Source organism: Caballeronia sp. AZ1_KS37 (assembly GCF_023631165.1).
Classification (GTDB): Bacteria; Pseudomonadota; Gammaproteobacteria; order Burkholderiales; family Burkholderiaceae; genus Caballeronia; species Caballeronia zhejiangensis.
Genome location: NZ_JALQDP010000016.1, coordinates 91,503 through 114,638 on the forward strand (window position 1 = coordinate 91,503; position 23,136 = coordinate 114,638).

Sequence of the window (23,136 nt, forward strand, 5' to 3'; positions counted from 1 at the left end):
CCGCCCAATGACCGACACGCCCACAGCCCAGACGTCCGACCGATCGCTCTCCATCATGCTGTGGCTCGTCGCCACGGGCTTCTTCATGCAGACGCTCGACTCGACGATCGTCAACACCGCGCTCCCCGCGATGGCGCGAAGTCTGGGCGAGGCGCCGCTGCGCATGCAGGGCGTCGTCATCGCCTACTCGCTGACGATGGCGATGATGATCCCCGTCTCCGGCTGGCTCGCCGACAAGCTCGGCACGAAGCGCGTGTTCTTCAGCGCGATCCTCGTGTTCACGATCGGCTCGCTGCTCTGCGCGAACGCGCAATCGCTGACGGCGCTCGTCGCGTATCGCGTCGTGCAGGGCGTCGGCGGCGCGATGCTCTTGCCGGTCGGACGCCTCGCCGTGCTGCGCGTGTTCCCGGCGGAGCGCTATCTTTCCGCGCTCGCGTTCGTCGCAATTCCGGGGCTGATCGGCCCGCTCATCGGCCCGACGCTCGGCGGCTGGCTCGTGCAGATCGCGTCGTGGCACTGGATTTTTCTGATCAACGTGCCGGTCGGCGTGATCGGCTGCATCGCGACGAACCTGTACATGCCCGACAGCCGCAATCCGGCGACCGCGCGCTTCGATCTGGCGGGCTACCTGCTGCTCGCGATCGGCATGGTCGCGCTCACGATTTCGCTCGACGGACTCGCCGATCTCGGCCTCGCGCACGCGATCGTGATCGTGCTGCTCGTGCTCTCGTTCGGCTGCTTCGTCGCTTACGGTCTGCACGCGACGCGCGCCGCCCAGCCGATCTTTTCCCTCGATCTCTTCAAGATCCACACCTTCAGCGTCGGCTTGCTGGGCAATCTCTTCGCGCGTATCGGCAGCGGCGCCATGCCTTATCTGATCCCGCTCCTGCTGCAAGTGAGCCTCGGCTACACGCCGTTTCAGGCCGGCATGATGATGCTGCCCGTCGCGGCCGCGGGCATGGCGTCCAAGCGCGTCGTCACGCGGCTCATCGAAAAGCACGGTTATCGGCGCGTGCTGGTCGTGAACACGGTGCTCGTCGGGCTGATGATGGCGAGCTTCGCGCTCGTGAGCGCGCATCAGCCGCTCTGGCTGCGGCTCGTGCAGCTCGCGATCTTCGGCGCCTTCAATTCGATGCAGTTCACCGCGATGAACACGCTCACGCTGAAGGACCTCGGCACCGGCGGCGCGAGCAGCGGCAACAGCCTGTTCTCGCTCGTGCAAATGCTGTCGATGAGCCTCGGCGTGACCGTCGCGGGCGCGATCCTGTCGACGTTTACAGGACTGCTGCCGCAGGTCACGGAGACGAACTCGCTGCCCGCCTTCCACGCGACGTTCCTGTGCGTCGGCATCATCACGGCCGCGACGGCGTGGATCTTCGGACAGCTCGCGCCGGAAGTGCGCGCGGCCGCGAGAAAGCCCGACCCGTCCGAATCGAACTAAGAACCCGGACGACGCACCGCGCCGGTGCCCGCACGCACGTTTGGACGGCGCGCGCTCCCGCGTCTGCGGCATGCGAGCTTCAATCCGCACACGAATAGGCGCAACGAAGCGCGCGATACCTGGCGAGCGCCGCTTGGATATTGAATTTGCACGCTTTTTGCTCGATCGGTCGGGTGCCGATCCGGTAAACTATCTCGATAAAGTTACTTGCCCTGCGCCCCGACACCATGAGCATGGTTGATCTCGACCCTCCCCGCTTCCAGCCGCCGCGCCCCGTCGCCGGTGACGATGGATCGCGTCGCACCGTGTTGTACGGCGAGTACACCGTTTTCAGCGTGTTCCAGCCCGTGTTTTCGGTGTCGCACCGGCGCGCGATCGGCTATCACGCGTCCTTGCGCGCGCGCGACGATTCACATCGTCACGTGCCGTCGCACGAAGTATTCACGCAGGCCGCGCGGCGCGGCGATCTGCTCGAACTCGGCCGGCTCGCGGAATCGCTGCATCTGGGCAACTTCAATGCCTTCGACAGCCACGACGAATGGCTCTTCCTGAGCCTGCACCCCGCCGCGCTGATGGACACGAGCTACGGCGATGCGCTGCTCGCGTCGCTGAAGGACATCGGTCTGTCGCCGCAGCGCGTCGTGCTCGAAGTGCCCGAGCAGGCGGGCGGCGAGACGACGCGTTTCGCTGAAATCATCGATTCGCTGCGCAAGTCGGGCTTTCTGATCGCGCTCGACGGCTTCGGCGTGAAGCATTCGAACATCGATCGCGTGTGGCATCTGCGGCCGGATATCGTGACGCTCGACCGCTGCATCCTTCAGCAGGCGACCGAGCATTCGCATATCGAGCGCGTGCTGCCGCGCCTCGTCTCGCTGCTCCATGAGTCCGGCCAGCTCGTCTTGATGGGCGGCCTCGCGACCGAACGCGACGCGCTCATCGCGCTGGAGTGCAATGTCGATTTCGTGCAGGGCGCGTACTTTGCGCAGCCGAGCGTCGAGGCGGTGCACAGCGAAGTCGCCGCTGGCGTGATGGATGCGTTGTCGGCGGCATCGCGCGAACGCGTCGCTGGCCGCGAACGGGCGCAAGTCGCGCGCCTCGAGCCGTATGTAAGCGGGCTGGAGCGCGCGTCGGTCAAGCTGATGGAAGGCGAGACGCTCACGGCCGCGACGAGCGAACTGCTACAACTCGCCGACACCGCGCGCTGCTTCCTGCTCGATCAGGCCGGGCGGCAGATCGGCGACAACGTCGTGCCGATCGTGCGTACATCGCAGCGCGCGAAGCGCTTCAGTCCGCTGCTGCATTCGGAGGGCGCAAGCTGGGAGCGCCGGCCGTACTTCATCGAGGCGCTGCGCGCGCCGGGGCGCATGCATCTGACGGCGCCGTATCTGTCGATCAACGAGGCGCACCTTTGCGTGACGGCGTCGATCGCCGCGCAGACGCCTTATGGCTTACAGGTGCTGTGCGTCGATATCAACTGGGAAGGCGCGAAGCAGCGGTAGGCTACGCGCTGTTTTCGGATTCCGGACGGAGCAGATCGAAGCCGGCAAGCACCAGCACGCCGGAGAGCACGATGAGCGCGGCAGAATGGCGGCCGAAATAGAGCAATGCGGCGGCCGACCAGGCCGCGAGGCACAAGCCTGCGAAGCGTTTCATGATGGCGATGCGATTTCGATCGTTGCGGCGAGCCGATATTTTAGGCTCGCGCTCCGATGCGCGCAGCGACGGCTTATCGTCACGCACGCTGCGTCACTCTGCTCCGCTGCTTTCCGCGCGTCAGATATCGTCCCAGTCGAATCGACGGCTTTTCGACCGCGTAATATCCCGCGATGCTGACGGGAAGAATCAGCACGGCGGCAATGATCAGCGACATGCCTTGATAGGTTTCGCCAAAATAATGCAGCACGCCCAGCAACACGACGCAATGCAGCAGATACAGGCTGAATGAAACCTCGCCGAGGAAAATCAATGGCCGCGCGGTCAGAAACGCGGCGAACGGCCTGAGCGCAATCGCCAGAACGAGAATGCCGGTCACGGCTGGAAGAATGATCCAGTCGTCGGCGAAACTGCGCAGCACGTCGTTGGATATCGAATGGCGAGTGATCGAACCGACGAGGACGTAAACGGCGAGACAAATCAGCAATGCGCCGAAAAGCGTTCGTGCGGAATAGGCGCCGAGTTTCGACGAAATGGCTTCGCGATATCGCGCAATCAGGGCGCCGAGGAAGAACATCGACATGTAATGAATGGTCGGCATCCATTCGCCCTGAATGCTCGCGTCCAGGAGGGTCCGCTGCAAATGATGGTAATAGCCGAATGCAGCGAGAGAGAAACACATGCTTAGTGCTATGGAAAACCAGACGGGCGTGGCAAATACCACGACGACGAGAATTGGGAAGATCAGCGAGATACGCATCTCGTAGACGAGCGACCAGAGCACCGGATCGAGCGTGCTGTTGCTGAACGGAATCACAAAGTAGAGGTGATCCAGCAAATCATGCCGATCGATGCCCGCGTGCCATGCCTGATTGACCCATTCGCCGGTCCAAGAGAGATTCGACCGGTAAAGCAAGCAATACGCGGTATAAGCGGCCAGAACCGCGATCAGATATGGGATGTAGATACGGCACACGCGCTTCACGATGAACTCGGCGAAGCCCGGTCTGCTGTCGCCGGTAATCTGCATGGCCAAGGCGAAACCGCTCAGCGCAAAGAACAGGATCACGGCGGAATGCCCTTCGGCGATTGCGCGCCATGGAACGTGCTGCAGCCAATGCGTGAGCGTGATCTGTGAATAGTGACTGAATACGACTGTCAAAGCGGCAATGCCGCGCAGCGAATCCAGTTGATGATAGCGTGTCGTCATTATTCAGCTCGCGTCTGTGTTGGCAAAGCCAACATGGAAATCGGAAGCCGATTGGGCGACCAGAATCCCGTTAGACCAAGTGAGACTTCGACGTTCCCCAAAAATAGCTCACGCCGGACGCTTCAACGAAAAAAGCCCTCTCGCGAGGGCTTTCATTTTGATTGCGGCATTCGGAATTCATTTCGGAATGCGGCAATCGAGTTTCACGTGCGCTTACTTACGCACCGAAATTCTTCGACGCGAAATCCCAGTTCACGATATTCCAGTAAGCCTCGATGAACTTCGGACGCGCATTGCGATAGTCGATGTAATACGCATGCTCCCACACGTCGATGGTCAGGAGCGCCTTCGCGTCCGTCGTGAGCGGCGTGGCGGCGTTGCTCGTCGACACGATATCGACGGTGCCGTCGGTCTTCTTCACGAGCCACGTCCAGCCCGAGCCGAACGTGCCGGTCGCGACCTTGGCGAATTCTTCCTTGAACTTGTCGTAGGAACCGTACTTTGCGTTGATCGCGTCAGCCAGCGCGCCGGTCGGAGCGCCGCCGCCGTTCGGCGACAGGCTGTTCCAGAAGAACGTGTGATTCCATACTTGCGCCGAGTTGTTGAACACGCCGCCCGACGACTTCTTGACGATTTCTTCCAGCGGCAGGTTTTCGAACTCGGTGCCGGGGATCAGCTTGTTCAGGTTCGTCACATAGGTCTGGTGGTGCTTGCCATAGTGATACTCGAGCGTTTCTTCCGACATGTGCGGAGCGAGCGCGTTCTTGTCGAACGGCAGCGGCGGGAGCGTATGTTCCATGATGCGAGCTTCCTTTCTATGTGGATTGTGGGATTGTGTGGCGTCCAGCAGTGGAGCACTGGATTGTAGGCGAGTTGGGATAACCCAGCAAACCGTGTGCTCTTTATGAGCAAGATTGCTTTCCAATCGCCTCACGCGGCGTAAAAAGTGCTCTGGGGAGCCTCGTCAGGCACGTCAAATGTACGCCGATTCCGCGCGCCGCGCCGGGCTCAGAATTCGTCCGACAGACGCGCCTGGACATCGGCGAGCAGCACATCCGCCGATCCTTCCGCGAGATGCACCGTGAGCGGCCGCTTGGGTTTCAATGCGTTCGGTGCACGCACGGCGCGGCCCGTCTGCGCGTCGATCAATGCGGCATAACCGCGTTCGAGTGTGCGCTGCGGGCTCAGCACCTGCAAGCGCGCCGCCAGTTCCGAAACGCACGCTTTCTCACGGTCGGCGCGCCGCTCATGCGCGCTGCCGATACGCTGCGCGAGCCGCAGCAGATGCTCGCGCTCGGCGGCGACATTCGGACGTCTGCGCTGCCAGCGGTAGTGCACCAGCGCGAAGTGCGCGCGCGCATCGCGCACGGGGCGCGCGCCCGCCGCGGCGAGCCGGCTTGCCAGTTGCCGCAGATGCGCGCGCTGCCGCGCCAGCCGTTCCGCGGGGCTCACGAGCCGGCGCGCGAGCCAGTCGAGTTGCTGCGCGCGGCGCTCCATCATCCGGCCGAAGCCGCGCGCGAGCGCCGCATGTCGATGATCGAGCTCGCGCAACAGCAGCACGCGCTGCGGACTGACGAGCTCGGCGGCGGCGGTCGGCGTCGGCGCGCGCACGTCGGCGGCGAAATCGGCGATGGTGAAATCCGTCTCATGCCCGACGCCGCTCACCACCGGCACCGCGCTCGCCGCGATCGCGCGTGCGAGCACTTCCTCGTTGAACGCCCAGAGATCCTCGATCGAGCCGCCGCCGCGGCACACGATCAGCACATCGACCTCGCGGCGCGCGTTCGCGGCTTCGACCATCGCCGCCAGCTTCGCGCCGACGCCCGCGCCCTGCACCGGCGCCGGATACACGACGATCGGCACATGCGGCGCGCGGCGCGCGAGCGTCGTGAGGACATCGCGCAATGCGGCCGCCTGCAACGACGTGACGATCCCGATGCCGCGCGGATGCGAAGGCAACGCGCGCTTTCGCTCGGCCGCGAAGAGCCCTTCGCTTTCGAGCTGCGCCTTCAGCCGCAGAAACGCTTCGTAGAGCCGGCCCTGCCCCGTGCGCCGCACCGCTTCCACGTTGAGCTGCAGTTCGCCGCGCGGCTCGTACATCGTGACAAGCGCGCGCACTTCGATCTTGTCGCCCTCGCGCGGCGTGAACTCGGCGTATTGCGCGCGGCCGCGGAACATCACGCAGCGCATTTGCGCGTTCGCGTCCTTGATCGAGAAGTACCAATGGCCGCTCGCCGCGCGCGTGAAATTCGACACCTCGCCCGATACCCACACGAGCGGAAATGACCGTTCGAGCATCGAACTGATCGCGCGATTGAGCGCGGAAACGGGGATGACGGCATCGCCGCTTTGCGACTGCAGTGAATCGGGAGTCATGGCTGGACGAGAAAAATCTTCAGGCGCGGCGCTGTGCGCGATGGACAAACGCCGCTGAACGAGGTACGCAAGTGTAACAAGTGTCCACACAGAAAGACTTACCGCCGCGTGCGGAGCGGCATCGCCAGAGGCTGGTGAGTTCGTTTCAAGCCGTTGATTTTTCGAGGTTAAATTTTTATGGATACTGTCAGTCCCGGAGCAACTCTTTCCTGACGCGCGATCGCGGTGTGTCGGCTGGAAGTTCTTCACAGAGTTATCCACAGGCGTGCGGAGCGGATGGCGTCGCCCTTTCTCCCGCGCTCCTGACTGGCGCCCACGCCCCGCGCGCGCTAGAGTGCCGGGTTCCAGCACCGGCTGGCGCGGCCGAAACCTGCTCGTCCCGGGCCGCGAGAAGCCGGGCATCGTCCAACGCCGACCGTCATCCAAGGAGCTGCCGTTGCACGCCATGCCGTACCCGACTTGCCGCCCGCCAGCGTTCATCGCGAAGGCGGTCCATGTCTGATTTCAAACCGCCGCTCGAAAACTTCCTCGCCCGCGAATGGCGCCGGCGCGGCCCCGTCGCGTGGGCGCTGACGCCTTTCGCGTGCATCTTCGGCGCGATCGCTGCCACGCGACGCGCCTTCTACGACCTCGGCTGGATGAAGCGCGTCGAAGTGGGCGCGCCGGTGGTCGTCGTGGGCAACGTGACCGTCGGCGGAACGGGCAAGACGCCGACCGTCATCGCGCTCGTCGAGGCGTTGCGCGCCGCCGGATTCCAGCCCGGCGTGATCTCGCGCGGTTACGGCGCGAAGATCGCCAAGCCGACGAGCGTCACGGCAAGCTCCGCCGCCGAGCAGGTCGGCGACGAACCGCTGTTGATCGCGCGGCGCACGCACGCGCCGGTGTTCGTCTGCCCGGACCGCGTCGCGGCGGCGAAGGCGCTGCTCGAAGCGCATCCGAACGTCGATGTCCTCGTTTCCGACGACGGCCTGCAGCACTATCGCCTCGCGCGCGCGTTCGAGCTCGTCGTGTTCGACGACCGTCTCGGCGGCAACGGCTTTCTGCTGCCCGCGGGTCCGTTGCGCGAGCCGATGTCGCGCCGCCGCGACGCGACGCTCATCAACAGTCCCTACGAGCGCACGCTGCCGCCGTGGCCGAACACCTTCGCGCTCGAACTCGAATCCGGCGACGCGTGGCTGCTCGACGATCCGCATCAGCGCCGCCCGCTCAATCAGTTCGCCGGCGAGAAAGTGGTCGCGGCGGCGGGCATCGGCTCGCCGGAACGCTTCTTCGCGACGCTGCGCGCGGCGGGCATCGCGCCGGCGACGCGCGCGTTTCCCGATCACTACGCGTATCGCGAGAATCCGTTCGCCGGCGTCGACGCCGATGCCATCCTGATCACCGAAAAGGATGCAGTAAAATTGGGCGCCTGGCGCGATGCACGCATCTGGGTCGTTCCGGTGCAAGCCGTGCTGCGGCCGCGCCTCATCGCTCTTGTTGTGGAGAAACTCCGTGGACGCACGTCTGCTTGAAATCCTCGTTTGCCCGATTTGCAAAGGCCCGCTCAGTTACGACCGCGCCGCGCAGGAACTCGTCTGCAGCGCGGACAAACTCGCCTATCCGATCCGCGACGGCATTCCCGTGATGCTCGTCGACGAAGCGCGTCAGACCGTCGAGGGCACGCCCGTCGAGCCGCTCAAACCCGTCGGCGACGCCTGAGCACGCTGAAATGTCCGTTCCGTTCATCGCGGTCATTCCCGCGCGCCTCGCTTCCACGCGCCTGCCGAACAAGCCGCTCGCCGATATCGGCGGCAAGCCGATGGTCGTGCGCGTCGCCGAGCGCGCGCGCGAATCGGGCGCTTCGCAAGTGCTCGTCGCGACCGACTCCGACCGCGTGGTCGAGGCCGCGCGCGATCACGGCGTCGAAGTCATGTTGACGCGCTCGGATCATCCCACAGGCACGGATCGGCTCGCCGAGGTCGCGACGCGTCTGAACTGGGCCGACGAAGCCATCGTCGTCAACGTTCAGGGCGACGAGCCGCTCATCGATCCGCAGCTCGTGCGCGATGTCGCCGATCACCTCGCGGCGCATCCCGAATGCGCGATCGCGACGGCCGCGCATCCGATTCACGATCCCGCCGACGTGTTCAATCCGAACGTCGTGAAGGCCGTGCTCGATGCGCAGAGCCGCGCGCTCTACTTCTCGCGCGCGCCGATTCCGTGGACGCGCGATCTCTGGCAACCGCACTGGCCGGACGTCGCCGCGCTTGGGGCACTGCCGTCCGTGCCGAAGAACGTGCTGCGGCATATCGGCCTCTACGCCTATCGCGCGAAATTCCTGCGCGACTTCCCGAACCTCGCGCAAGCGCCGATCGAAGAAGCCGAAGCGCTCGAACAACTGCGCGCGCTGTGGCACGGCGAACGCATCGCGGTGCGCGTGACGCAAGACGCACCGCCGCCCGGCGTCGACACGCCCGCCGATCTCGCGCGCGTTCAGGCGCTCTTCCCGGAAGCGGACTGATCTCTATCTCTGTTCGACAACCCGTGTAAACCCCGCCGGATGGCCCATTCGGCGGGGTTTCTGGCGTTTTCTATCCGCGTTATTACGGTCGCAATCGTAAAGCGGCGTGGCATAATCAAGCGATTGCGCGAGCCTTCCGGTCAGCGCCACGCTCAACGTTGCGCCGCTGTCCGCAGGTGCCCGCCGTCTCCTTTTCGGCTGCGCGCCCTGTCGTCGACGCCGCACGAGCCTGGCCACCGGATGTCAAATCAGCCTCGCGGCTTGAAGCGGTTTATAGACGATTCGGAGAGATCACCATGCGTTTGATCCTGTTGGGCGCACCCGGTGCGGGCAAGGGCACCCAGGCAAACTTCATCAAGGAGAAATTCGGCATTCCGCAGATTTCGACCGGCGACATGCTGCGCGCGGCCGTCAAGGCAGGCTCGCCGCTCGGCGTCGAGGCGAAGCGCTTCATGGATGCGGGCGAGCTGGTGCCGGATTCGCTCATCATCAATCTCGTGAAGGAACGCCTGCAGGCCGACGACTGCAAGAACGGCTATCTCTTCGACGGCTTCCCCCGCACGCTGCCGCAAGCCGAAGCCATGAAAGACGCCGGCGTGGCGATCGACTACGTGCTCGAAATCGATGTGCCCTTCGACGAAATCATCACGCGCATGAGCGGTCGTCGCGTGCATGCGGCATCGGGCCGCACGTATCACGTCAAGTTCAATCCGCCGAAGGTCGACATGACCGACGACGTCACCGGCGAGCCGTTGATCCAGCGCGACGACGACAAGGAAGAGACCGTGAAGAAGCGTCTCGACGTGTACGTCGCGCAGACCAAGCCGCTCATCGCGTATTACAACGACTGGGCGAAGAGCGGCGCAGCGCCGAACGGCCTGAAGGCGCCGGAATATCGCAAGATTTCGGGCCTCGGCGCCGTCGATGAAATCCGCACGCGCGTGTTCGACGCGCTCAAGTAACGCGCTGCCTGATTCGCGTTCGACGAAAACCCGCTCCCTGTGAGCGGGTTTTTTGTGTCCGTGAAATCGCATGACCGTCGTGCGAATTTGCAGCATGCGGCTTCGCTACAATCGACGCGTTTCCCAAAAGGAATGACATCGGCGCGAGCGGCTCAACCCTGCTCTCGCGCGCACGAATCGAACAAAAGGAGAAGAGACATGGAGATGCAAGGCAACACCTTTCTGATCACGGGCGGTGCGTCGGGCCTCGGCGCGGCGACCGCCCGGCTCATCGCGGCGCAAGGCGGCAAGGTCGTGCTCGCCGACATGAACGACGCGGCAGGCGAAGCGCTCGCGAAAGAGCTGTCGGGCGCGTTCGTCAAATGCGACGTGAGCCAGGAAAGCGATGGCCAACGCGCCGTCGATGCCGCGTTGAGTCTCGGCACATTGCGCGGCCTCGTGAACTGCGCGGGCATCGCGCCGGCGGCGAAGACGGTCGGCCGCGACGGTCCGCACGCGCTCGATCTCTTCTCGAAGGTGGTGTCGGTGAATCTCATCGGCACGTTCAACATGATCCGGCTCGCGTCGCACGCGATGTCGAAGAACGAAGCGAACGCGGCGGGCGAACGTGGCGTGATCGTGAACACGGCGTCGGTGGCGGCTTATGACGGACAGATCGGCCAGGCGGCCTATGCGGCATCGAAGAGCGGCGTCGCGGGCATGACGCTGCCGATCGCGCGCGATCTGAGCAAGAGCGGCATCCGTGTGATGACAATAGCGCCGGGCCTCTTCGAAACGCCGATGCTGCTCGGCATGCCGAAGGAAGTTCAGGACGCGCTCGGCGCGATGGTGCCGTTCCCGCCGCGCCTCGGCAAGCCCGACGAATACGCTCTGCTCGTCAAGTCGATTTTCGATAACCCGATGCTCAACGGCGAAGTGATCCGCCTCGACGGCGCGATCCGCATGCAGCCTAAGTAACGCTCTGCACGGCGCGCGCGGCTTGGTTCAGTCGCCTTGCTGCGTGCGCTGCCGCAACTCGTGCAGCTCGGTTTCGACGACGGTCGCGTCCTCGGCATCCGGACGAATCTCAATGTATCGCTGCAAATCTTCGAGCGCCGGTCGCAGATAATCGAGCCGCGCATACGCGAAACCGCGATCGCGCACTTCCTCGATGCTGTTCGGCAACGCGATCACCAGCCGCTGCTGAACGGCGAGCAGACGCTGCCACCGCTCCGTTTGCAGATAGATACCCTTCAGATTGCGCAGCATGCGCGCGACGATCTCGCGCCGCGTCGCGGGTTGCAACAGCACGCGCAACGCGCTGCCGATCGACTCGCCCACGCGCTGCACATACGGCTCCAGCATCTCGACCATCTGCGCTTCGGAGAGCGTCTGGCCGGTCGTCGGATCGAGCATCAGATCGTGGCCGGGCGTCGCGACGCGCAAAAGGAAATGCCCCGGAAACGATACGCCGCGCACCGGCAGGCCGAGTTGCTCGGCCATTTCCAGATAGATGACGGCAAGCGAGATCGGAATGCCGCGCCGGCGACGCAGCACCACATTCAGATGGCTGTTATCCGGATCGTAGTAATCGTTGAGATTGCTGGAGAAGCCCAGCTCGCGGAAAAAGTAGCGATTCAGCGCATCGACTTTCTGCTTCGCGTCGGCGTCATCGGGCATGCGGCGACGGGCGCGCACGACGAGTTCGTCGATCTCCGCGAGCGCGGCCTGCATGTCGAGATCGGGATACGCGTCCTGCGCGAGCGACAAGGCGGCTTCCGTGAGCGGAAGGCTGTCGTCGTCCGCCATCAGCGAGGAGAAGTAGTCGAGGATACGCGTTGTCGTCATCAAAGCGTGCGTCTCTTGAAATAGGCGTACTTGAAGCCCATTGCGGCAAGAATACCGAAATATAACGCGGCAAACACGACGAGACTTGCACCGAGAAGCGCGATGCGCAGGACCGGCGTCGCGCGCATGCCGATCCAGTCGAAATTGATCGCCACCCAATGCATCGTCCCCGCAAGAATCAGGCACGCGCCGATCAGTTGCACGAAAAAGCGCAGCCAGCCCGCCGAAGGCTCATAGATCTTGCGGCGGCGCAGCCCCGCGAACAGCAGCAGCGCGTTGGCGAGCGCGCCGAGGCCGATCGAGAGCGTCAGGCCCGCGTGAGAAAAAATCGGCACGAAGATGTAGTTGCTCACCTGAGTCATGACGAGCACGAAGATCGCGATCTTCACCGGCGTCTTGATGTCCTGCTTCGCGTAGAAGCCCGGCGCGAGAATCTTGATGAGGATGAGGCCGATCAGCCCGATCCCGTATGCCGACAGCGCGCGGCCGACCATCACGACCGAATGATTGTCGAACTTGCCGTAGTGAAAGAGCGTCGCGGTGAGCGGCTCGGCGAAGAAAAACAGCGCGATCGCGCTCGGCGCGGCCAGCAGGAACGTGATGCGCAGGCCCCAGTCGAGCAGCGCGGAGTATTCGTCGTGATTGGCGTCGACGTGCGCTTTCGAGAGGCTCGGCAGCAGGATCGTGCCGAGCGCCGCGCCGAGCAGCGCGGTCGGGAATTCCATCAGCCGGTCGGCGTAGTTGATCCACGACACCGCGCCCGCCCCGATGTTCGACGCGATATTCGTGTTGATGATGAGGCTCAGTTGCCCGACCGACACTGCGAACATCGCCGGGACCATTTTCAGCAGCACGCGCTTGACGCCGGGATGCGCGAGCGCGGCGCGGAAGTTCAGCCCGATGCGCGGCGTCATGTCGATCTTCTTCAGGCCGGGCAGTTGCACGAGCAATTGCAGCACGCCGCCGACGATCACCGCATACGCGAGCGCATAAACCGGAATCTTCAGATGCGGCGCGACGAACACCGCCGCGGCAATGAACGACACGTTCAGCAGCACGGGCGCGAACGCGGGCAGCGAGAACTGCTTGTACGTGTTGAGCACGCCCGAGGCGAGCGTCGTCATCGAAATGAGGACGATGTACGGGAACATGATGCGCGTCATCGAGACGGCGAGGCCGTACGCCGCGCCCTCGTGCGACAACCCCGACGCGACCGCGTACACGACCCAGCTCGCGCCCAGCATGCCGAAAAGCGACAGCACGACGAGGAACCAGGTGAGGACCGTCGACATCGCGTCGACGAGCGCCTTGGTCGGATCGTGGCCCTTGCTGCTCTTGAACTCGGCGAGGATCGGCACGAACGCCTGCGCGAACGCGCCTTCCGCGGAGAGACGCCGCAGCAGGTTGGGGATTCGGAACGCGACGTAGAACGCGTCGGTATAGATACTGGCGCCGAAGGCTCGGGCGATCAGCGTTTCGCGGATCAGGCCGGTCACGCGCGACAGCAGCGTGAAGCCGCTGACCGTCAGCAGGGCTCGGAATAGATTCATGGGGCGCTTATTATACGGGCCGCGAGCGGCGCGCCCACGAGACTCGGGGCAATGCTGGCGGCCAATGCCGCACGTTTGACCGATGACAAGGCAGCCGCCCCGCGCCGGCGCGATCCACGCCGCGCTTGTCATGTCTCATATTCCCTTGCTATAATCGCGGGTTTCGAAGCTCCAAAAATCGCTCCGATTTTGCGGCTTCGCGTCTTTTCCGGCCCCGGCCGGCGATGTTTTAGAGGTTCTCGGGCAATCGTTCCCGGGATTTCAGATCAAAGGCAGCGCGCTCGATCGCCCGCGTCAGGGCTTTCATGGCCTTCGCCGGCCCCGCGCGCTCCGGACAAGTAACAGCGAAACAGGAAAAGGGAAACCGTCATGGCAAATTCCGCACAAGCTCGCAAGCGCGCCCGTCAGGCCGCCAAAGCCAACTCGCACAACTCGGCGCTGCGCTCGAAGTTCCGCACGGCCATCAAGGCAGTTCGCAAGGCTATCGAAGCCGGCGATCAGGCCAAGGCCGCCGAAGTGTTCAAGACGTCGGTCAAGACGCTCGACATCATCGCGGACAAGAAGATCGTCCACAAGAACAAGGCAGCTCGTCACAAGAGCCGCCTGGCTGCAGCCATCAAGGGCCTGCAAGCCCCCGCTGCCCAGTAATTCCGGCTCGCTTCCGGCGGGCGCATTCCGGTTTCGCGAGTTTCGCGTTCGGGGCGTTCGCCGAAGCAGCTTCCTGTTTCCGCTGCGCAGTAACGAAAAAGCCCGCTTCGGCGGGCTTTTTTGCGTCTGTCGCTTTTCGTCTGTGGCTTTCGTCGCGCGGAGGTCAGGACTGAGGCTGCTGCGTCTGCGTGCCGTGATGCGGCGGCAATTCGCACGCCTCGGTCACGACCAGATCATTGTCTTTTGCGAAGTTCAGAACGAAGTCGAACGCCATCGGTTCGATGTCGCGCAGGCGGGAATCGACAATCACGACCTTGATGTCGCCGATCATCGTCGGACGCACGTAGATGGAATATTGCAGGCGGGCGTTGGGCCCTTTCGCCTTTGGGCCGAAGCCCGACATCACGCCGGCGAGACGCTCGGACCAGTCGCTCGGCCGAAATTTCCTCCCGCTCTTGGTGATGCCTTGAATGAAGTACTCGGTAGGGGATGATTCAGCCATGTAGCAATACCTTTTGACGGCCGGTGACGCGCACCGGAACGCACATGCCTGACGCAGGAACCGCAGGAGCCGGCTAGCGAAAAGCGCCGGGCGGTCTTGCGCGGGTCGATTCTGGCGGAATCGTCCGCGCCCGCGACAGGAAATGGCGGACTCGACAGCACTGGGCAATCCACCGCGAAATCGGAACGCGCAAAGTCACGCCGACCGGATTCTTGCGAACCCTTCGCCGCAGAAGCGCGTGAAACGGTGCTGAATGTTGCAGAACTGTTGAAACGAGCGAGCGTGATTATACCGCAGCGGCCTGTTTTCCGCAGCGCACACAGACATGGGATGCGTCCATCAGGGACAGCCCGAGGCCGTGAGACGGGCCTGCGCGCGCATCCTCGTCCTTTTGGCCAGCCTCGTCAAACATCGCAAAATCCTTTATGCTCAAAAGCGATACCCACTCCCGACGGCGGCGCCGTCCGGCCTCGACGCTCACGCGCGGCGGCCGGTTCGAAGCCGCCGCTTGCGTTTCATGACCGCCAAGAAAATTCGCCACTATCTTCAGTTCAAGGATTTTTCCCTCGACGACTATGAGTACGTGCTCGAACGCGCGCGCATCCTGAAGCGCAAGTTCAAGAACTACGAGACTTATCATCCGCTGCACGATCGCACGCTCGCGATGATCTTCGAGAAGAGCTCGACGCGCACGCGCCTTTCGTTCGAAGCGGGCATTTTCCAGCTCGGCGGCCATGCGGTGTTCATGAATACGCGTGATACGCAACTCGGCCGCGGCGAGCCGATCGAGGATTCGGCGCAGGTCATCTCGCGCATGGTCGACATCATCATGATCCGCACGTTCGGCCAGGACATCATCCGGCGCTTTGCGGAAAGCTCGCGCGTGCCGGTCATCAACGGGCTGACCAACGAATATCACCCGTGTCAGGTGCTCGCGGACATCTTCACGTTCTACGAGCATCGCGGTCCGATTTCCGGCAAGACCGTCGCGTGGGTCGGGGACGCGAACAACATGCTGTACACGTGGATCGAAGCGGCGCAGATTCTCGGCTTCAAACTGCGTCTTTCCACGCCGCTCGGCTACAAGCTCGATCCCGCGCTGGTTGCCGGGGAAAGCAAGCCGTTTTTTCAAGAATTCGACGATCCGAACGAAGCCTGCGCCGGCGCCGATCTCGTCACGACGGACGTCTGGACCAGCATGGGCTACGAAGCCGAGAACGAAGCGCGCATGAAGGCGTTCGCCGACTACTGCGTCGATGCCGAGATGATGGCGCGCGCCCATCCCGATGCGCTCTTCATGCACTGCCTGCCCGCGCATCGCGGCGAGGAAGTGAGCGCGGAAGTCATCGACGGTCCGCAAAGCGTCGTATGGGACGAGGCGGAGAACCGTCTGCACGTGCAGAAGGCGCTGATGGAGTATCTCCTGCTCGGCAAGCTGAATCACTGAGCGAATCTGCGCTGCCGATTCGCCGCGCATCCCAAATTTGCGGAGGCGCGGCTTTTTAATGTCAGAATAGTAGTTTTTCCGCGCACTTCATGCCCGTCGCGCGCCCGGCGGACGCGAAGCGGCGCACAACCGCCGCACCGGCTTTTCCGCACACGAGTTCACCATGAGCGATATCAAGAAAGTCGTGCTCGCCTATTCGGGCGGTCTCGACACCTCCGTCATCCTGAAATGGTTGCAGGACAACTACGACGCCGAAGTCGTGACCTTCACCGCCGACATCGGTCAGGGCGAGGAGCTGGAGCCCGCGCGCAAGAAGGCGCTCCAGCTCGGCATCAAGCAGGAAAACATCTTCATCGAAGACCTGCGTGAAGAGTTCGTCCGCGATTTCGTGTTCCCGATGTTCCGCGCGAACACCATCTACGAAGGCGAGTATCTGCTCGGCACGTCGATCGCGCGTCCGCTGATCGCGAAGCGTCAGATCGAGATCGCGCGCGCGACCGGCGCGCAGGCCGTCTCGCACGGCGCGACCGGCAAGGGCAACGATCAGGTGCGCTTCGAGCTCGGTTACTACTCGCTCGAACCCGGCATCAAGGTGATCGCGCCGTGGCGCGAATGGGACCTGCTCTCGCGCGAAAAGCTGCTCGCGTATGCGGAAAAGGCCGGCATTCCGATCGAAATGAAGCACAAGCAAGGCGGCGCGCCCTACTCGATGGACGCGAACCTGCTGCACATCTCGTTCGAAGGCCGCCATCTGGAAGACCCGAAGGCCGAGGCCGAAGCCGAAATGTGGCGCTGGACCGTGTCGCCGGAAGAGGCGCCGGATCAGGCGGAATATGTCGATATCGAATTCGAGAAGGGCGATCCGGTCGCGCTGAACGGCAAGCGCCTGTCGCCCGCCGAGATGCTGACCGAGCTGAACCGTCTCGGCGGCAAGCATGGCATCGGCCGTCTGGATCTGGTCGAGAACCGTTACGTCGGCATGAAGTCGCGCGGCTGCTATGAAACGCCGGGCGGCACGATCATGCTGAAGGCGCATCGGGGTATCGAGTCGATCACCCTCGACCGCGAAGTGGCGCACCTCAAGGACGATCTGATGCCGCGTTACGCATCGCTGATCTACAACGGCTACTGGTGGAGCCCGGAGCGCCGCGCGCTGCAGGTGCTGATCGACCACACGCAGGAGAAGGTCAACGGCTGGGTGCGCGTGAAGCTCTACAAGGGCAGCGTGTCGGTCGTCGCGCGCGATTCGAAGGAAACGCTGTTCGACAAGACCATCGCGACGTTCGATGACGACGGCGGCGCCTACAACCAGGCCGATGCCGGCGGCTTCATCAAGCTGAACGCACTGCGCATGCGTATCGCGGAGAACGCGCGCCGTCAGCGCGGGGACTGATCTTTCGTTGGAATCAGGCTCGAGAAAAAACCCGCCGCGGCGGGTTTTTTCGTTTTCAGACGCGCACCGGCTCCATCTCCAGTTCGACATTGAAACGTGCTAGCACGTCGCGCCTGATGGCTTCGGCGAGTTCGAGCACCTGCGCGCCCGTCGCGCCGCCGCGATTCACGAGCACGAGCGCCTGACGATCGTGCACCGCCGCGCCGCCGATGCCGCGCCCTTTCCATCCGCACTGGTCGATCAGCCAGCCCGCCGCGAGCTTCACTTGCCCGTCGGCTTGCGGGTACGAAACGACGCCCGGTTCGCGCTGCTTGAGCGCCTCGAACGCCTGCGCACTCACGACCGGATTCTTGAAGAAGCTGCCCGCGTTGCCGAGCGCGGTCCAGTCGGGCAGCTTGGCGCGGCGCACGGCGACGACCGCATCGAAAATGGCTTGCGCATCCGGCGTCGCCGCGCCGTCGAGCGCGCGGGCGACGTCGGCGTAATCCGCGCGCGGCGTCCACGCTTTCGGCAGCCGGAACGTGACCGACGTAATCATGAAGCGCCCGCGCCCTGCCCGCTTGAAGAAGCTGTCGCGATAACCGAAGGCGCACGCGGCGCGATCGAATTCCGCGCGTGCGCCGGTCGCGAGTTCTACCGCCGTCAGCCGCTCGAAGCGCTCGCCCATTTCCAGCCCGTACGCGCCGATGTTCTGAATCGGCGCCGCGCCGACCGTGCCGGGAATCAGCGCGAGGTTTTCGAGCCCCGGCATGCCCTGCGCGAGCGTCCACGCGACGAAATCGTGCCAGTTCTCGCCCGCGCCGGCTTCGACGAGCCACGCATCGTCGTCTTCGCCGATCACGCGTTTGCCGCGAATGCCGACGATCAGCGCGACGCCGTCGAAATCGCGCGTCAGCACGATATTGCTGCCGCCGCCGAGCACGAGTTGCGGCATGTTGGCGATGCGCGCATCGGTGGCGAGCGCGGCGGCCGCATCGACGGAATCGATACGCATCGCGTGACGCGCGCGCGCGTCGAAGCCGAACGTGTTGTGGGCGAGCAGAGAGAAATCGGAGAGGAGCTGGAGCGACATGAACGAAGCGCGTCGGTAGAATGACGACAGGTCCGTGATTATAGCGATTGCGCGAGCCACGCCTGCCCGGCGCGCTCGTCGCCTCAATGAAGGAGAAAGACAGATGCCATCGTTTGACGTCGTCAGCGAAGCAAACATGATCGAAGTGAAGAACGCGATCGAGCAATCGAACAAGGAAATCTCGACGCGCTTCGACTTCAAGGGTTCGGATTCACGCGTCGAGCAGAAGGAGCGCGAACTCACGCTCTACGCCGACGACGACTTCAAGCTCGGCCAGGTGAAGGACGTTCTGCTGAACAAGATGGCCAAGCGCGGCGTCGACGTGCGTTTCCTCGACTACGGCAAGCAGGAGAAAATCGGCGGCGACAAATTGAAGCAAGTCGTCACGGTGAAAAAAGGCGTCTCGGGCGATCTGGCGAAGAAGATCGTCAAGATCGTGAAGGACAGCAAGATCAAGGTTCAGGCGAGCATTCAGGGCGACGCTGTGCGCGTGCAAGGCGCGAAGCGTGACGACCTGCAAAGCGCCATCGCGCTGCTCAAGAAGGAAGTCACGGACACGCCGCTCGACTTCAACAACTTCCGCGACTGATTCCTGATTGTTTCAGAAACGAAAAAGCCGTTCCGGTTCGCGCCGGAACGGCTTTTTGCATTATTCGGCGACCTTCTTTTTCTCGCCGATGCGACTTTCCTTGCCGGCCAGCAGCTTCGAAATATTCGCGCGATGCCGCCAGATGAGCAGCAGGCTCATCGCCAGCACGGCGAGCGAGATGCGGCTCGGCCCGAACAGAAACACCTGAAAGAACGGTGCGAACACGGCCGCGACGAGCGCCGCGAGCGACGAATAGCGGAAGAAGAACGCGATGATGAGCCACGTGAGCAGCGTCGCGATACCGAGCGCCGGATGAATCGCGAGCAGCACGCCCGCCGCCGTCGCGACGCCCTTGCCGCCCTGGAACTTGAAGAAAACCGGGTACAGATGCCCGAGGAACACGGCGATGGCCGCGAGCGCCGTCGCCGTGTTGATGCCCGTTTGATCCCAGCCGAAGCTCGCGCCGAAGTGCGCGACGATCCACACGGGCAGCCAGCCCTTGAACGCATCGCCGATCAGCGTCAGGATCGCAGCCTTCTTGTTGCCGGTGCGCAGCACGTTCGTCGCGCCGGGATTGCCCGAGCCGTACGAGCGCGGATCGGCCAGTCCCATCGCGTGACTCACGACGACGGCAAACGAAATCGATCCGATCAGATAGGACGCGACGGCGACGAGCAGAAAAATCATGGTGTCTTTTCGGTTATGGCGAGAGCGGAACGCATTCTAATCGACGCTCGCGCACTGCACGGGTTTCGCGCCCAGCAACTCGGTCAGCACGCTCGGATCGATGCTCACGAGATACCCTCGCCGCCCGCCGTTCAGATAGATGCGATCGAGTTCGAGAATGCTCGATTCGACGTACACCGGCATCGCTTTTTTCGTGCCGAACGGCGACGTGCCGCCCACGAGAAACCCCGAATGCCGGTTCGCCACTTCGGGCTTGCAGGGTTCGACGCGCTTCGCGCCAATCTGACGCGCGAGATTCTTCGTGGATACCGTGCGATCGCCGTGCATGAGGACGATCAGCGGCTTCGCGTGCTCGTCTTCCATGACGAGCGTCTTGACGACGATATGTTCGTCCACGCCGAGCTGACGCGCGGATTCCTCCGTGCCGCCGTGCTCGACGTAATCGTAAGGATGCTCGCCGAATTCAACCTTGTGACGACGCAGGAATTGCGTCGCGGGCGTTTCGGACACGTGTTTTGCTTTCGACATGCCACGCATTGTAGCGGCGCGCCGTGGCGCTCACCATCGGCCATTCGGCCGAGTATGCAGCGCAACGCGGCCGTGGCACGATCGTTCGCAGATGACGCTATCCGCGCGGATGATGCTCCCGATGCAGCTTCTGCAGCCGCTCGCGCGCGACGTGCGTGTAGATCTGCGTCGTGGAAATGTCCGAGTGGCCGAGCAGCAATTGCACGACGCGCAGGTCCGCGCCGTGATTGAGCAGATGCGTCGCGAACGCGTGCCGCAGCGTGTGCGGCGAGAGCGGCGCGTGCACGCCGCCGTTCAGCGCATGACGCTTGATGATGTTCCAGAACTGCTGGCGCGTCATGCCTTCGCCGCGCGCGGTGACGAAGAGCGCATCGGCGGAGCGCGCGCCGAGCAGCACCTGACGCGCATCGCGCAGATAGCGTTCGAGCCAGTCGTGCGCCGTTTCGCCGAACGGAATCAGGCGTTCTTTCGAGCCTTTGCCCATCACGCGCACGACGCCTTCGTTCAGGCCGACTTCGACCGTCTTCAGCGTGACGAGCTCGGTCACGCGCAGGCCGCTCGCGTACATCAGTTCGAGCATCGTGCGGTCGCGCAAGCCGAGCGGCGTCTCGATGTCGGGTGCGCCGAGCAGCGCTTCGACTTGCGACTCGTTGAGCGTCGACGGAAAGCGCGGCGGCTGCTTGGCCGAGCGCAGCTTGAGCGTCGGATCGGCGGACACGCGATGCTCGCGCAACGCCCACGCGTAATAGCGCCGAAAGACCGACAGACGCCGGTTCGCGGACGTCGCCTTGTCGCCGCGGCGCGCGGCCATGTAGCCGTTCATGTCGGCTTCGACGGCGGCATCGATCGACGCGCCGCGCGTCTTGCCGAGCCATTCCGCGAAGAGTTTGAGGTCGCGCCGGTACGCTTCGAGCGAGTTCTTGGCGAGGCCGTGTTCGAGCCAGAGCGCATCGCAAAAGAGATCGATCGCGTCCTGACTCGCGACGAGTCCCGGTGCTTGTATTGCTTCAGTCGTTGCGCTCGTCATGCGATCGATACACCTTCATGCGCCAGCAGCCAGCGCTTCACATTGCGATAAAAACCTTCGCCGGGATGATGCGCGAAACCGCCGATCCCGCCCGAGGCCACTACCCGGTGGCACGGTATCACGATCGGCAGCGGATTGGAGCCGCACGCCTGCCCGACCGCGCGCGGCACGCTGCCGATCTCGCGCGCGAGCTGGCCATAGGTCCAGACTTGGCCCGCCGCGATGCCCGAGATGCCGCGCCATACGCGCTGCTGAAACGCGGTGCCGCGAAGCGCGAGCGGCAGGTCGAAGCGCATCGAAGGCGTCTGAAAATACGCGCGGATCTGCGCGGCGGCTTCCTTGGCGAGCGGCGTTTCAGGCTCAATGCTGCCGACATCGTCCGGCAGATAGACGATCTCGCGCACGCATTGCGCATCGGCGCGAATGCCGACCTTGCCGAACGGCGCGTCGATCACGGCATCGAATGCCTTCACGTTCTTGTCCCTTGATCGAGCGCCCACAGCACATGCTCGCGCACCAACGCCGAGGAATCGTCCGCACGCGCGCGCAATGCATCGACGATCGCTTCGCGTTCTTCCGCATCGAGCGACGGATCGCGCAACGCATTGCCCATCGCGACCGCGATATTGCGCAGCCAGCGCTCATGCCCAATGCGCCGGATCGCGCTGCCCTGCATGCGCGTGTCGAAATCCGCCGCGCTCCATGCGAACAGCTCGACGAGCGTCGCGCGATCGAGTCCGTGGCGCACGTCGAAATCCGCGACCGGCGCGGCCTGCGCGAACTTGTTCCACGGACAGACGAGCTGACAATCGTCGCATCCATACACGCGATTGCCGATCAGCGGACGCATCTCCTCGGGAATGCTGCCGTGCAGTTCGATCGTCAGATACGAGATGCAGCGCCGCGCGTCGACTCGATACGGCGCCACGATCGCGCCCGTCGGACACGCGCCGATGCAGCGCGTGCACTGCCCGCAATGCGCGCCTTCGTGCTCGGGATGCGGATCGACGGGCAACGGGATATCGACGAAAATTTCGCCGAGAAAGAACAGCGATCCGGCGTCGCGATCGAGCAGCAACGTATGCTTGCCGCGCCAGCCGGCGCCCGCTTTCTGCGCGAGCGCGACTTCGAGCACCGGCGCTGAATCCGTGAACGCGCGATGCCCGAACGGCCCGATCTCGCGCTCGATGCGCTCCGCCAGCTGCTGCAGGCGATTGCGCATGACCTTGTGATAATCGCGCCCGCGTGCGTAGATGGAGACCATCGCCTGCGACGGCTTCGCGAGCCGCGACCATTCGATCGCGCGCCAGTCGTTCTTCTGACCGTCGGCTGTCGCGACACTTTCATCGCGCTTTTTAGCGAGCGTTTCCGCAGGAAGATAGGCCATGCGCGCGGTGATGACACGTCGCGTGCCGGCCACAAGCTCGGCCGGTCTTGCGCGTTTCATCCCATGTTTGGCCATATAATCCATTTCGCCGTGATAGCCTGCTTCGAGCCAATCAGTCAGGCCCTTCTCGGCATCCGTCAGGTCGATATCGCTGATGCCGACCGCACCGAACCCCAACTCGCGCCCCCATGTCTTGATGCGCTGCGCGAGTTCTGCCAGCGCGTTTTCATCGAGATCGAAGACGCGAGACTCTGAATCGGATTCAGCGGCGGCGTCGCTGGACGCTGTCGTGATTTCAACGGAATGTTCCGGCAATCGGTTCATCACGACATTTTAC

The 23,136-nt window shown here is 63.6% G+C and carries 24 protein-coding genes; 11 read left to right on the forward strand and 13 right to left on the reverse strand.

The genetic code is table 11. The features are described 5' to 3' along the window. The first annotated feature begins 7 nt into the window (after window positions 1–7). Entirely contained in the window at window positions 8–1,441 is a 1,434-nt protein-coding gene (mdtD, locus tag NCS00_RS11415; protein ID WP_241814291.1) for a multidrug transporter subunit MdtD, read from the forward strand. Between the two features lie 227 nt (window positions 1,442–1,668). Then, the gene (locus tag NCS00_RS11420) at window positions 1,669–2,940 is read left to right on the forward strand and encodes an EAL domain-containing protein (RefSeq protein ID WP_008342708.1); all 1,272 of its coding nucleotides are present in this window, start codon (window positions 1,669–1,671) and stop codon (window positions 2,938–2,940) included. Between the two features lies 1 nt (window position 2,941). Here NCS00_RS11420 and NCS00_RS11425 read toward each other — a convergent pair whose 3' ends face one another. The 4 genes from NCS00_RS11425 to xseA form a co-directional block, all read right to left on the reverse strand. After that, a complete protein-coding gene (locus tag NCS00_RS11425) occupies window positions 2,942–3,094 on the reverse strand; it encodes a hypothetical protein (RefSeq protein ID WP_033537310.1) in 153 nt (50 codons plus the stop codon). Between the two features lie 79 nt (window positions 3,095–3,173). Next, window positions 3,174–4,304, reverse strand: coding sequence for an acyltransferase family protein (locus tag NCS00_RS11430; protein ID WP_250440148.1), 1,131 nt, complete (start codon window positions 4,302–4,304; stop codon window positions 3,174–3,176). A 217-nt stretch (window positions 4,305–4,521) separates the two neighbouring features. Beyond that, window positions 4,522–5,103, reverse strand: coding sequence for a superoxide dismutase [Fe] (gene sodB, locus NCS00_RS11435; protein WP_008342714.1), 582 nt, complete (start codon window positions 5,101–5,103; stop codon window positions 4,522–4,524). A 209-nt stretch (window positions 5,104–5,312) separates the two neighbouring features. Then, window positions 5,313–6,680 (reverse strand): exodeoxyribonuclease VII large subunit, encoded by a 1,368-nt coding sequence (gene xseA, locus NCS00_RS11440; protein ID WP_250440149.1) that lies wholly within the window; start codon window positions 6,678–6,680, stop codon window positions 5,313–5,315. A gap of 494 nt (window positions 6,681–7,174) precedes the next feature. Here xseA and lpxK point away from each other — a divergent pair, with 494 nt between their 5' ends. The 5 genes from lpxK to NCS00_RS11465 all read left to right on the forward strand — a co-directional run bounded on the left by lpxK (window position 7,175) and on the right by NCS00_RS11465 (window position 11,099). After that, entirely contained in the window at window positions 7,175–8,191 is a 1,017-nt protein-coding gene (gene lpxK, locus NCS00_RS11445; protein ID WP_250435112.1) for a tetraacyldisaccharide 4'-kinase, read from the forward strand. After that, the gene (locus NCS00_RS11450; protein ID WP_008342720.1) at window positions 8,172–8,378 is read left to right on the forward strand and encodes a Trm112 family protein; all 207 of its coding nucleotides are present in this window, start codon (window positions 8,172–8,174) and stop codon (window positions 8,376–8,378) included. Before lpxK ends, NCS00_RS11450 begins: the two co-directional genes overlap by 20 nt. Before the next feature lie 10 nt (window positions 8,379–8,388). After that, on the forward strand, window positions 8,389–9,180 hold the full coding sequence (gene kdsB / locus NCS00_RS11455) for a 3-deoxy-manno-octulosonate cytidylyltransferase (protein WP_250435114.1): 792 nt from the start codon (window positions 8,389–8,391) through the stop codon (window positions 9,178–9,180). Between the two features lie 296 nt (window positions 9,181–9,476). Continuing rightward, window positions 9,477–10,142 carry an adenylate kinase gene (adk, locus tag NCS00_RS11460; protein ID WP_008342724.1) on the forward strand — a complete coding sequence of 222 codons (666 nt, stop codon included), beginning with the start codon at window positions 9,477–9,479 and terminating at the stop codon, window positions 10,140–10,142. Between the two features lie 198 nt (window positions 10,143–10,340). Then, entirely contained in the window at window positions 10,341–11,099 is a 759-nt protein-coding gene (locus NCS00_RS11465; protein WP_250440150.1) for a 3-hydroxyacyl-CoA dehydrogenase, read from the forward strand. Between the two features lie 27 nt (window positions 11,100–11,126). On the opposite strand, the gene NCS00_RS11470 is transcribed toward NCS00_RS11465, so the two are convergent. After that, window positions 11,127–11,969: a SirB1 family protein gene (locus NCS00_RS11470; protein ID WP_008342728.1), complete on the reverse strand. Its 843-nt coding sequence runs from the start codon at window positions 11,967–11,969 to the stop codon at window positions 11,127–11,129. Continuing rightward, complete coding sequence (murJ, locus tag NCS00_RS11475) at window positions 11,969–13,519, reverse strand: murein biosynthesis integral membrane protein MurJ (RefSeq protein WP_284508120.1); 1,551 nt, start codon at window positions 13,517–13,519, stop codon at window positions 11,969–11,971. Before murJ ends, NCS00_RS11470 begins: the two co-directional genes overlap by 1 nt. Window positions 13,520–13,888: 369 nt before the next feature. Here murJ and rpsT point away from each other — a divergent pair, with 369 nt between their 5' ends. Continuing rightward, window positions 13,889–14,167 carry a 30S ribosomal protein S20 gene (gene rpsT / locus NCS00_RS11480; RefSeq protein WP_008342733.1) on the forward strand — a complete coding sequence of 93 codons (279 nt, stop codon included), beginning with the start codon at window positions 13,889–13,891 and terminating at the stop codon, window positions 14,165–14,167. A 163-nt stretch (window positions 14,168–14,330) separates the two neighbouring features. Here rpsT and NCS00_RS11485 read toward each other — a convergent pair whose 3' ends face one another. After that, a complete protein-coding gene (locus NCS00_RS11485; protein ID WP_008342735.1) occupies window positions 14,331–14,669 on the reverse strand; it encodes a DUF3579 domain-containing protein in 339 nt (112 codons plus the stop codon). A gap of 517 nt (window positions 14,670–15,186) precedes the next feature. Here NCS00_RS11485 and argF point away from each other — a divergent pair. Further along, entirely contained in the window at window positions 15,187–16,116 is a 930-nt protein-coding gene (gene argF, locus NCS00_RS11490) for an ornithine carbamoyltransferase (protein ID WP_175980455.1), read from the forward strand. A gap of 163 nt (window positions 16,117–16,279) precedes the next feature. Next, complete coding sequence (locus tag NCS00_RS11495; RefSeq protein ID WP_175980456.1) at window positions 16,280–17,509, forward strand: argininosuccinate synthase; 1,230 nt, start codon at window positions 16,280–16,282, stop codon at window positions 17,507–17,509. A 55-nt stretch (window positions 17,510–17,564) separates the two neighbouring features. Here the strand turns inward: NCS00_RS11495 and murB are convergent, their stop codons facing one another. After that, a complete protein-coding gene (murB, locus tag NCS00_RS11500; protein WP_250435121.1) occupies window positions 17,565–18,581 on the reverse strand; it encodes a UDP-N-acetylmuramate dehydrogenase in 1,017 nt (338 codons plus the stop codon). A 103-nt stretch (window positions 18,582–18,684) separates the two neighbouring features. Between murB and NCS00_RS11505 the strand changes: the two genes are divergently transcribed. Further along, window positions 18,685–19,170, forward strand: a complete 486-nt coding sequence (locus tag NCS00_RS11505) for a YajQ family cyclic di-GMP-binding protein (protein WP_008342740.1) — start codon at window positions 18,685–18,687, stop codon at window positions 19,168–19,170. Window positions 19,171–19,230: 60 nt separating this feature from the next. On the opposite strand, the gene plsY is transcribed toward NCS00_RS11505, so the two are convergent. The 5 genes from plsY to queG all read right to left on the reverse strand — a co-directional run bounded on the left by plsY (window position 19,231) and on the right by queG (window position 23,123). Beyond that, complete coding sequence (plsY, locus tag NCS00_RS11510) at window positions 19,231–19,857, reverse strand: glycerol-3-phosphate 1-O-acyltransferase PlsY (RefSeq protein ID WP_008342743.1); 627 nt, start codon at window positions 19,855–19,857, stop codon at window positions 19,231–19,233. Window positions 19,858–19,893: 36 nt separating this feature from the next. Next, complete coding sequence (gene ybaK, locus NCS00_RS11515; RefSeq protein WP_239295102.1) at window positions 19,894–20,385, reverse strand: Cys-tRNA(Pro) deacylase; 492 nt, start codon at window positions 20,383–20,385, stop codon at window positions 19,894–19,896. 97 nt (window positions 20,386–20,482) lie between these two features. Further along, window positions 20,483–21,412 (reverse strand): site-specific tyrosine recombinase XerD, encoded by a 930-nt coding sequence (gene xerD / locus NCS00_RS11520; RefSeq protein WP_008342745.1) that lies wholly within the window; start codon window positions 21,410–21,412, stop codon window positions 20,483–20,485. Then, window positions 21,409–21,885 (reverse strand): methylated-DNA--[protein]-cysteine S-methyltransferase, encoded by a 477-nt coding sequence (locus NCS00_RS11525; RefSeq protein ID WP_250440151.1) that lies wholly within the window; start codon window positions 21,883–21,885, stop codon window positions 21,409–21,411. The genes xerD and NCS00_RS11525 overlap by 4 nt, the downstream gene beginning before the upstream one ends. After that, complete coding sequence (queG, locus tag NCS00_RS11530; protein WP_250440152.1) at window positions 21,882–23,123, reverse strand: tRNA epoxyqueuosine(34) reductase QueG; 1,242 nt, start codon at window positions 23,121–23,123, stop codon at window positions 21,882–21,884. The genes NCS00_RS11525 and queG overlap by 4 nt, the downstream gene beginning before the upstream one ends. Between the last annotated feature and the right edge of the window lie 13 nt (window positions 23,124–23,136).

Excerpts from the sequence above, each read along its gene's own strand:
- murJ (WP_284508120.1), bottom strand. The coding sequence starts at position 13,519 with ATGAATCTATTCCGAGCCCTGCTGACGGTCAGCGGCTTCACGCTGCTG.
- NCS00_RS11465 (WP_250440150.1), top strand. The coding sequence starts at position 10,341 with ATGGAGATGCAAGGCAACACCTTTCTGATCACGGGCGGTGCGTCGGGC.
- NCS00_RS11420 (WP_008342708.1), top strand. The coding sequence starts at position 1,669 with ATGAGCATGGTTGATCTCGACCCTCCCCGCTTCCAGCCGCCGCGCCCC.
- NCS00_RS11470 (WP_008342728.1), bottom strand. The coding sequence starts at position 11,969 with ATGACGACAACGCGTATCCTCGACTACTTCTCCTCGCTGATGGCGGAC.
- plsY (WP_008342743.1), bottom strand. The coding sequence starts at position 19,857 with ATGATTTTTCTGCTCGTCGCCGTCGCGTCCTATCTGATCGGATCGATT.
- mdtD (WP_241814291.1), top strand. The coding sequence starts at position 8 with ATGACCGACACGCCCACAGCCCAGACGTCCGACCGATCGCTCTCCATC.
- NCS00_RS11505 (WP_008342740.1), top strand. The coding sequence starts at position 18,685 with ATGCCATCGTTTGACGTCGTCAGCGAAGCAAACATGATCGAAGTGAAG.
- lpxK (WP_250435112.1), top strand. The coding sequence starts at position 7,175 with ATGTCTGATTTCAAACCGCCGCTCGAAAACTTCCTCGCCCGCGAATGG.
- NCS00_RS11425 (WP_033537310.1), bottom strand. The coding sequence starts at position 3,094 with ATGAAACGCTTCGCAGGCTTGTGCCTCGCGGCCTGGTCGGCCGCCGCA.
- xseA (WP_250440149.1), bottom strand. The coding sequence starts at position 6,680 with ATGACTCCCGATTCACTGCAGTCGCAAAGCGGCGATGCCGTCATCCCC.
- NCS00_RS11430 (WP_250440148.1), bottom strand. The coding sequence starts at position 4,304 with ATGACGACACGCTATCATCAACTGGATTCGCTGCGCGGCATTGCCGCT.
- ybaK (WP_239295102.1), bottom strand. The coding sequence starts at position 20,385 with ATGTCGAAAGCAAAACACGTGTCCGAAACGCCCGCGACGCAATTCCTG.
- NCS00_RS11485 (WP_008342735.1), bottom strand. The coding sequence starts at position 14,669 with ATGGCTGAATCATCCCCTACCGAGTACTTCATTCAAGGCATCACCAAG.
- murB (WP_250435121.1), bottom strand. The coding sequence starts at position 18,581 with ATGTCGCTCCAGCTCCTCTCCGATTTCTCTCTGCTCGCCCACAACACG.
- NCS00_RS11495 (WP_175980456.1), top strand. The coding sequence starts at position 16,280 with ATGAGCGATATCAAGAAAGTCGTGCTCGCCTATTCGGGCGGTCTCGAC.
- adk (WP_008342724.1), top strand. The coding sequence starts at position 9,477 with ATGCGTTTGATCCTGTTGGGCGCACCCGGTGCGGGCAAGGGCACCCAG.
- kdsB (WP_250435114.1), top strand. The coding sequence starts at position 8,389 with ATGTCCGTTCCGTTCATCGCGGTCATTCCCGCGCGCCTCGCTTCCACG.
- rpsT (WP_008342733.1), top strand. The coding sequence starts at position 13,889 with ATGGCAAATTCCGCACAAGCTCGCAAGCGCGCCCGTCAGGCCGCCAAA.
- xerD (WP_008342745.1), bottom strand. The coding sequence starts at position 21,412 with ATGACGAGCGCAACGACTGAAGCAATACAAGCACCGGGACTCGTCGCG.
- sodB (WP_008342714.1), bottom strand. The coding sequence starts at position 5,103 with ATGGAACATACGCTCCCGCCGCTGCCGTTCGACAAGAACGCGCTCGCT.
- queG (WP_250440152.1), bottom strand. The coding sequence starts at position 23,123 with ATGAACCGATTGCCGGAACATTCCGTTGAAATCACGACAGCGTCCAGC.
- argF (WP_175980455.1), top strand. The coding sequence starts at position 15,187 with ATGACCGCCAAGAAAATTCGCCACTATCTTCAGTTCAAGGATTTTTCC.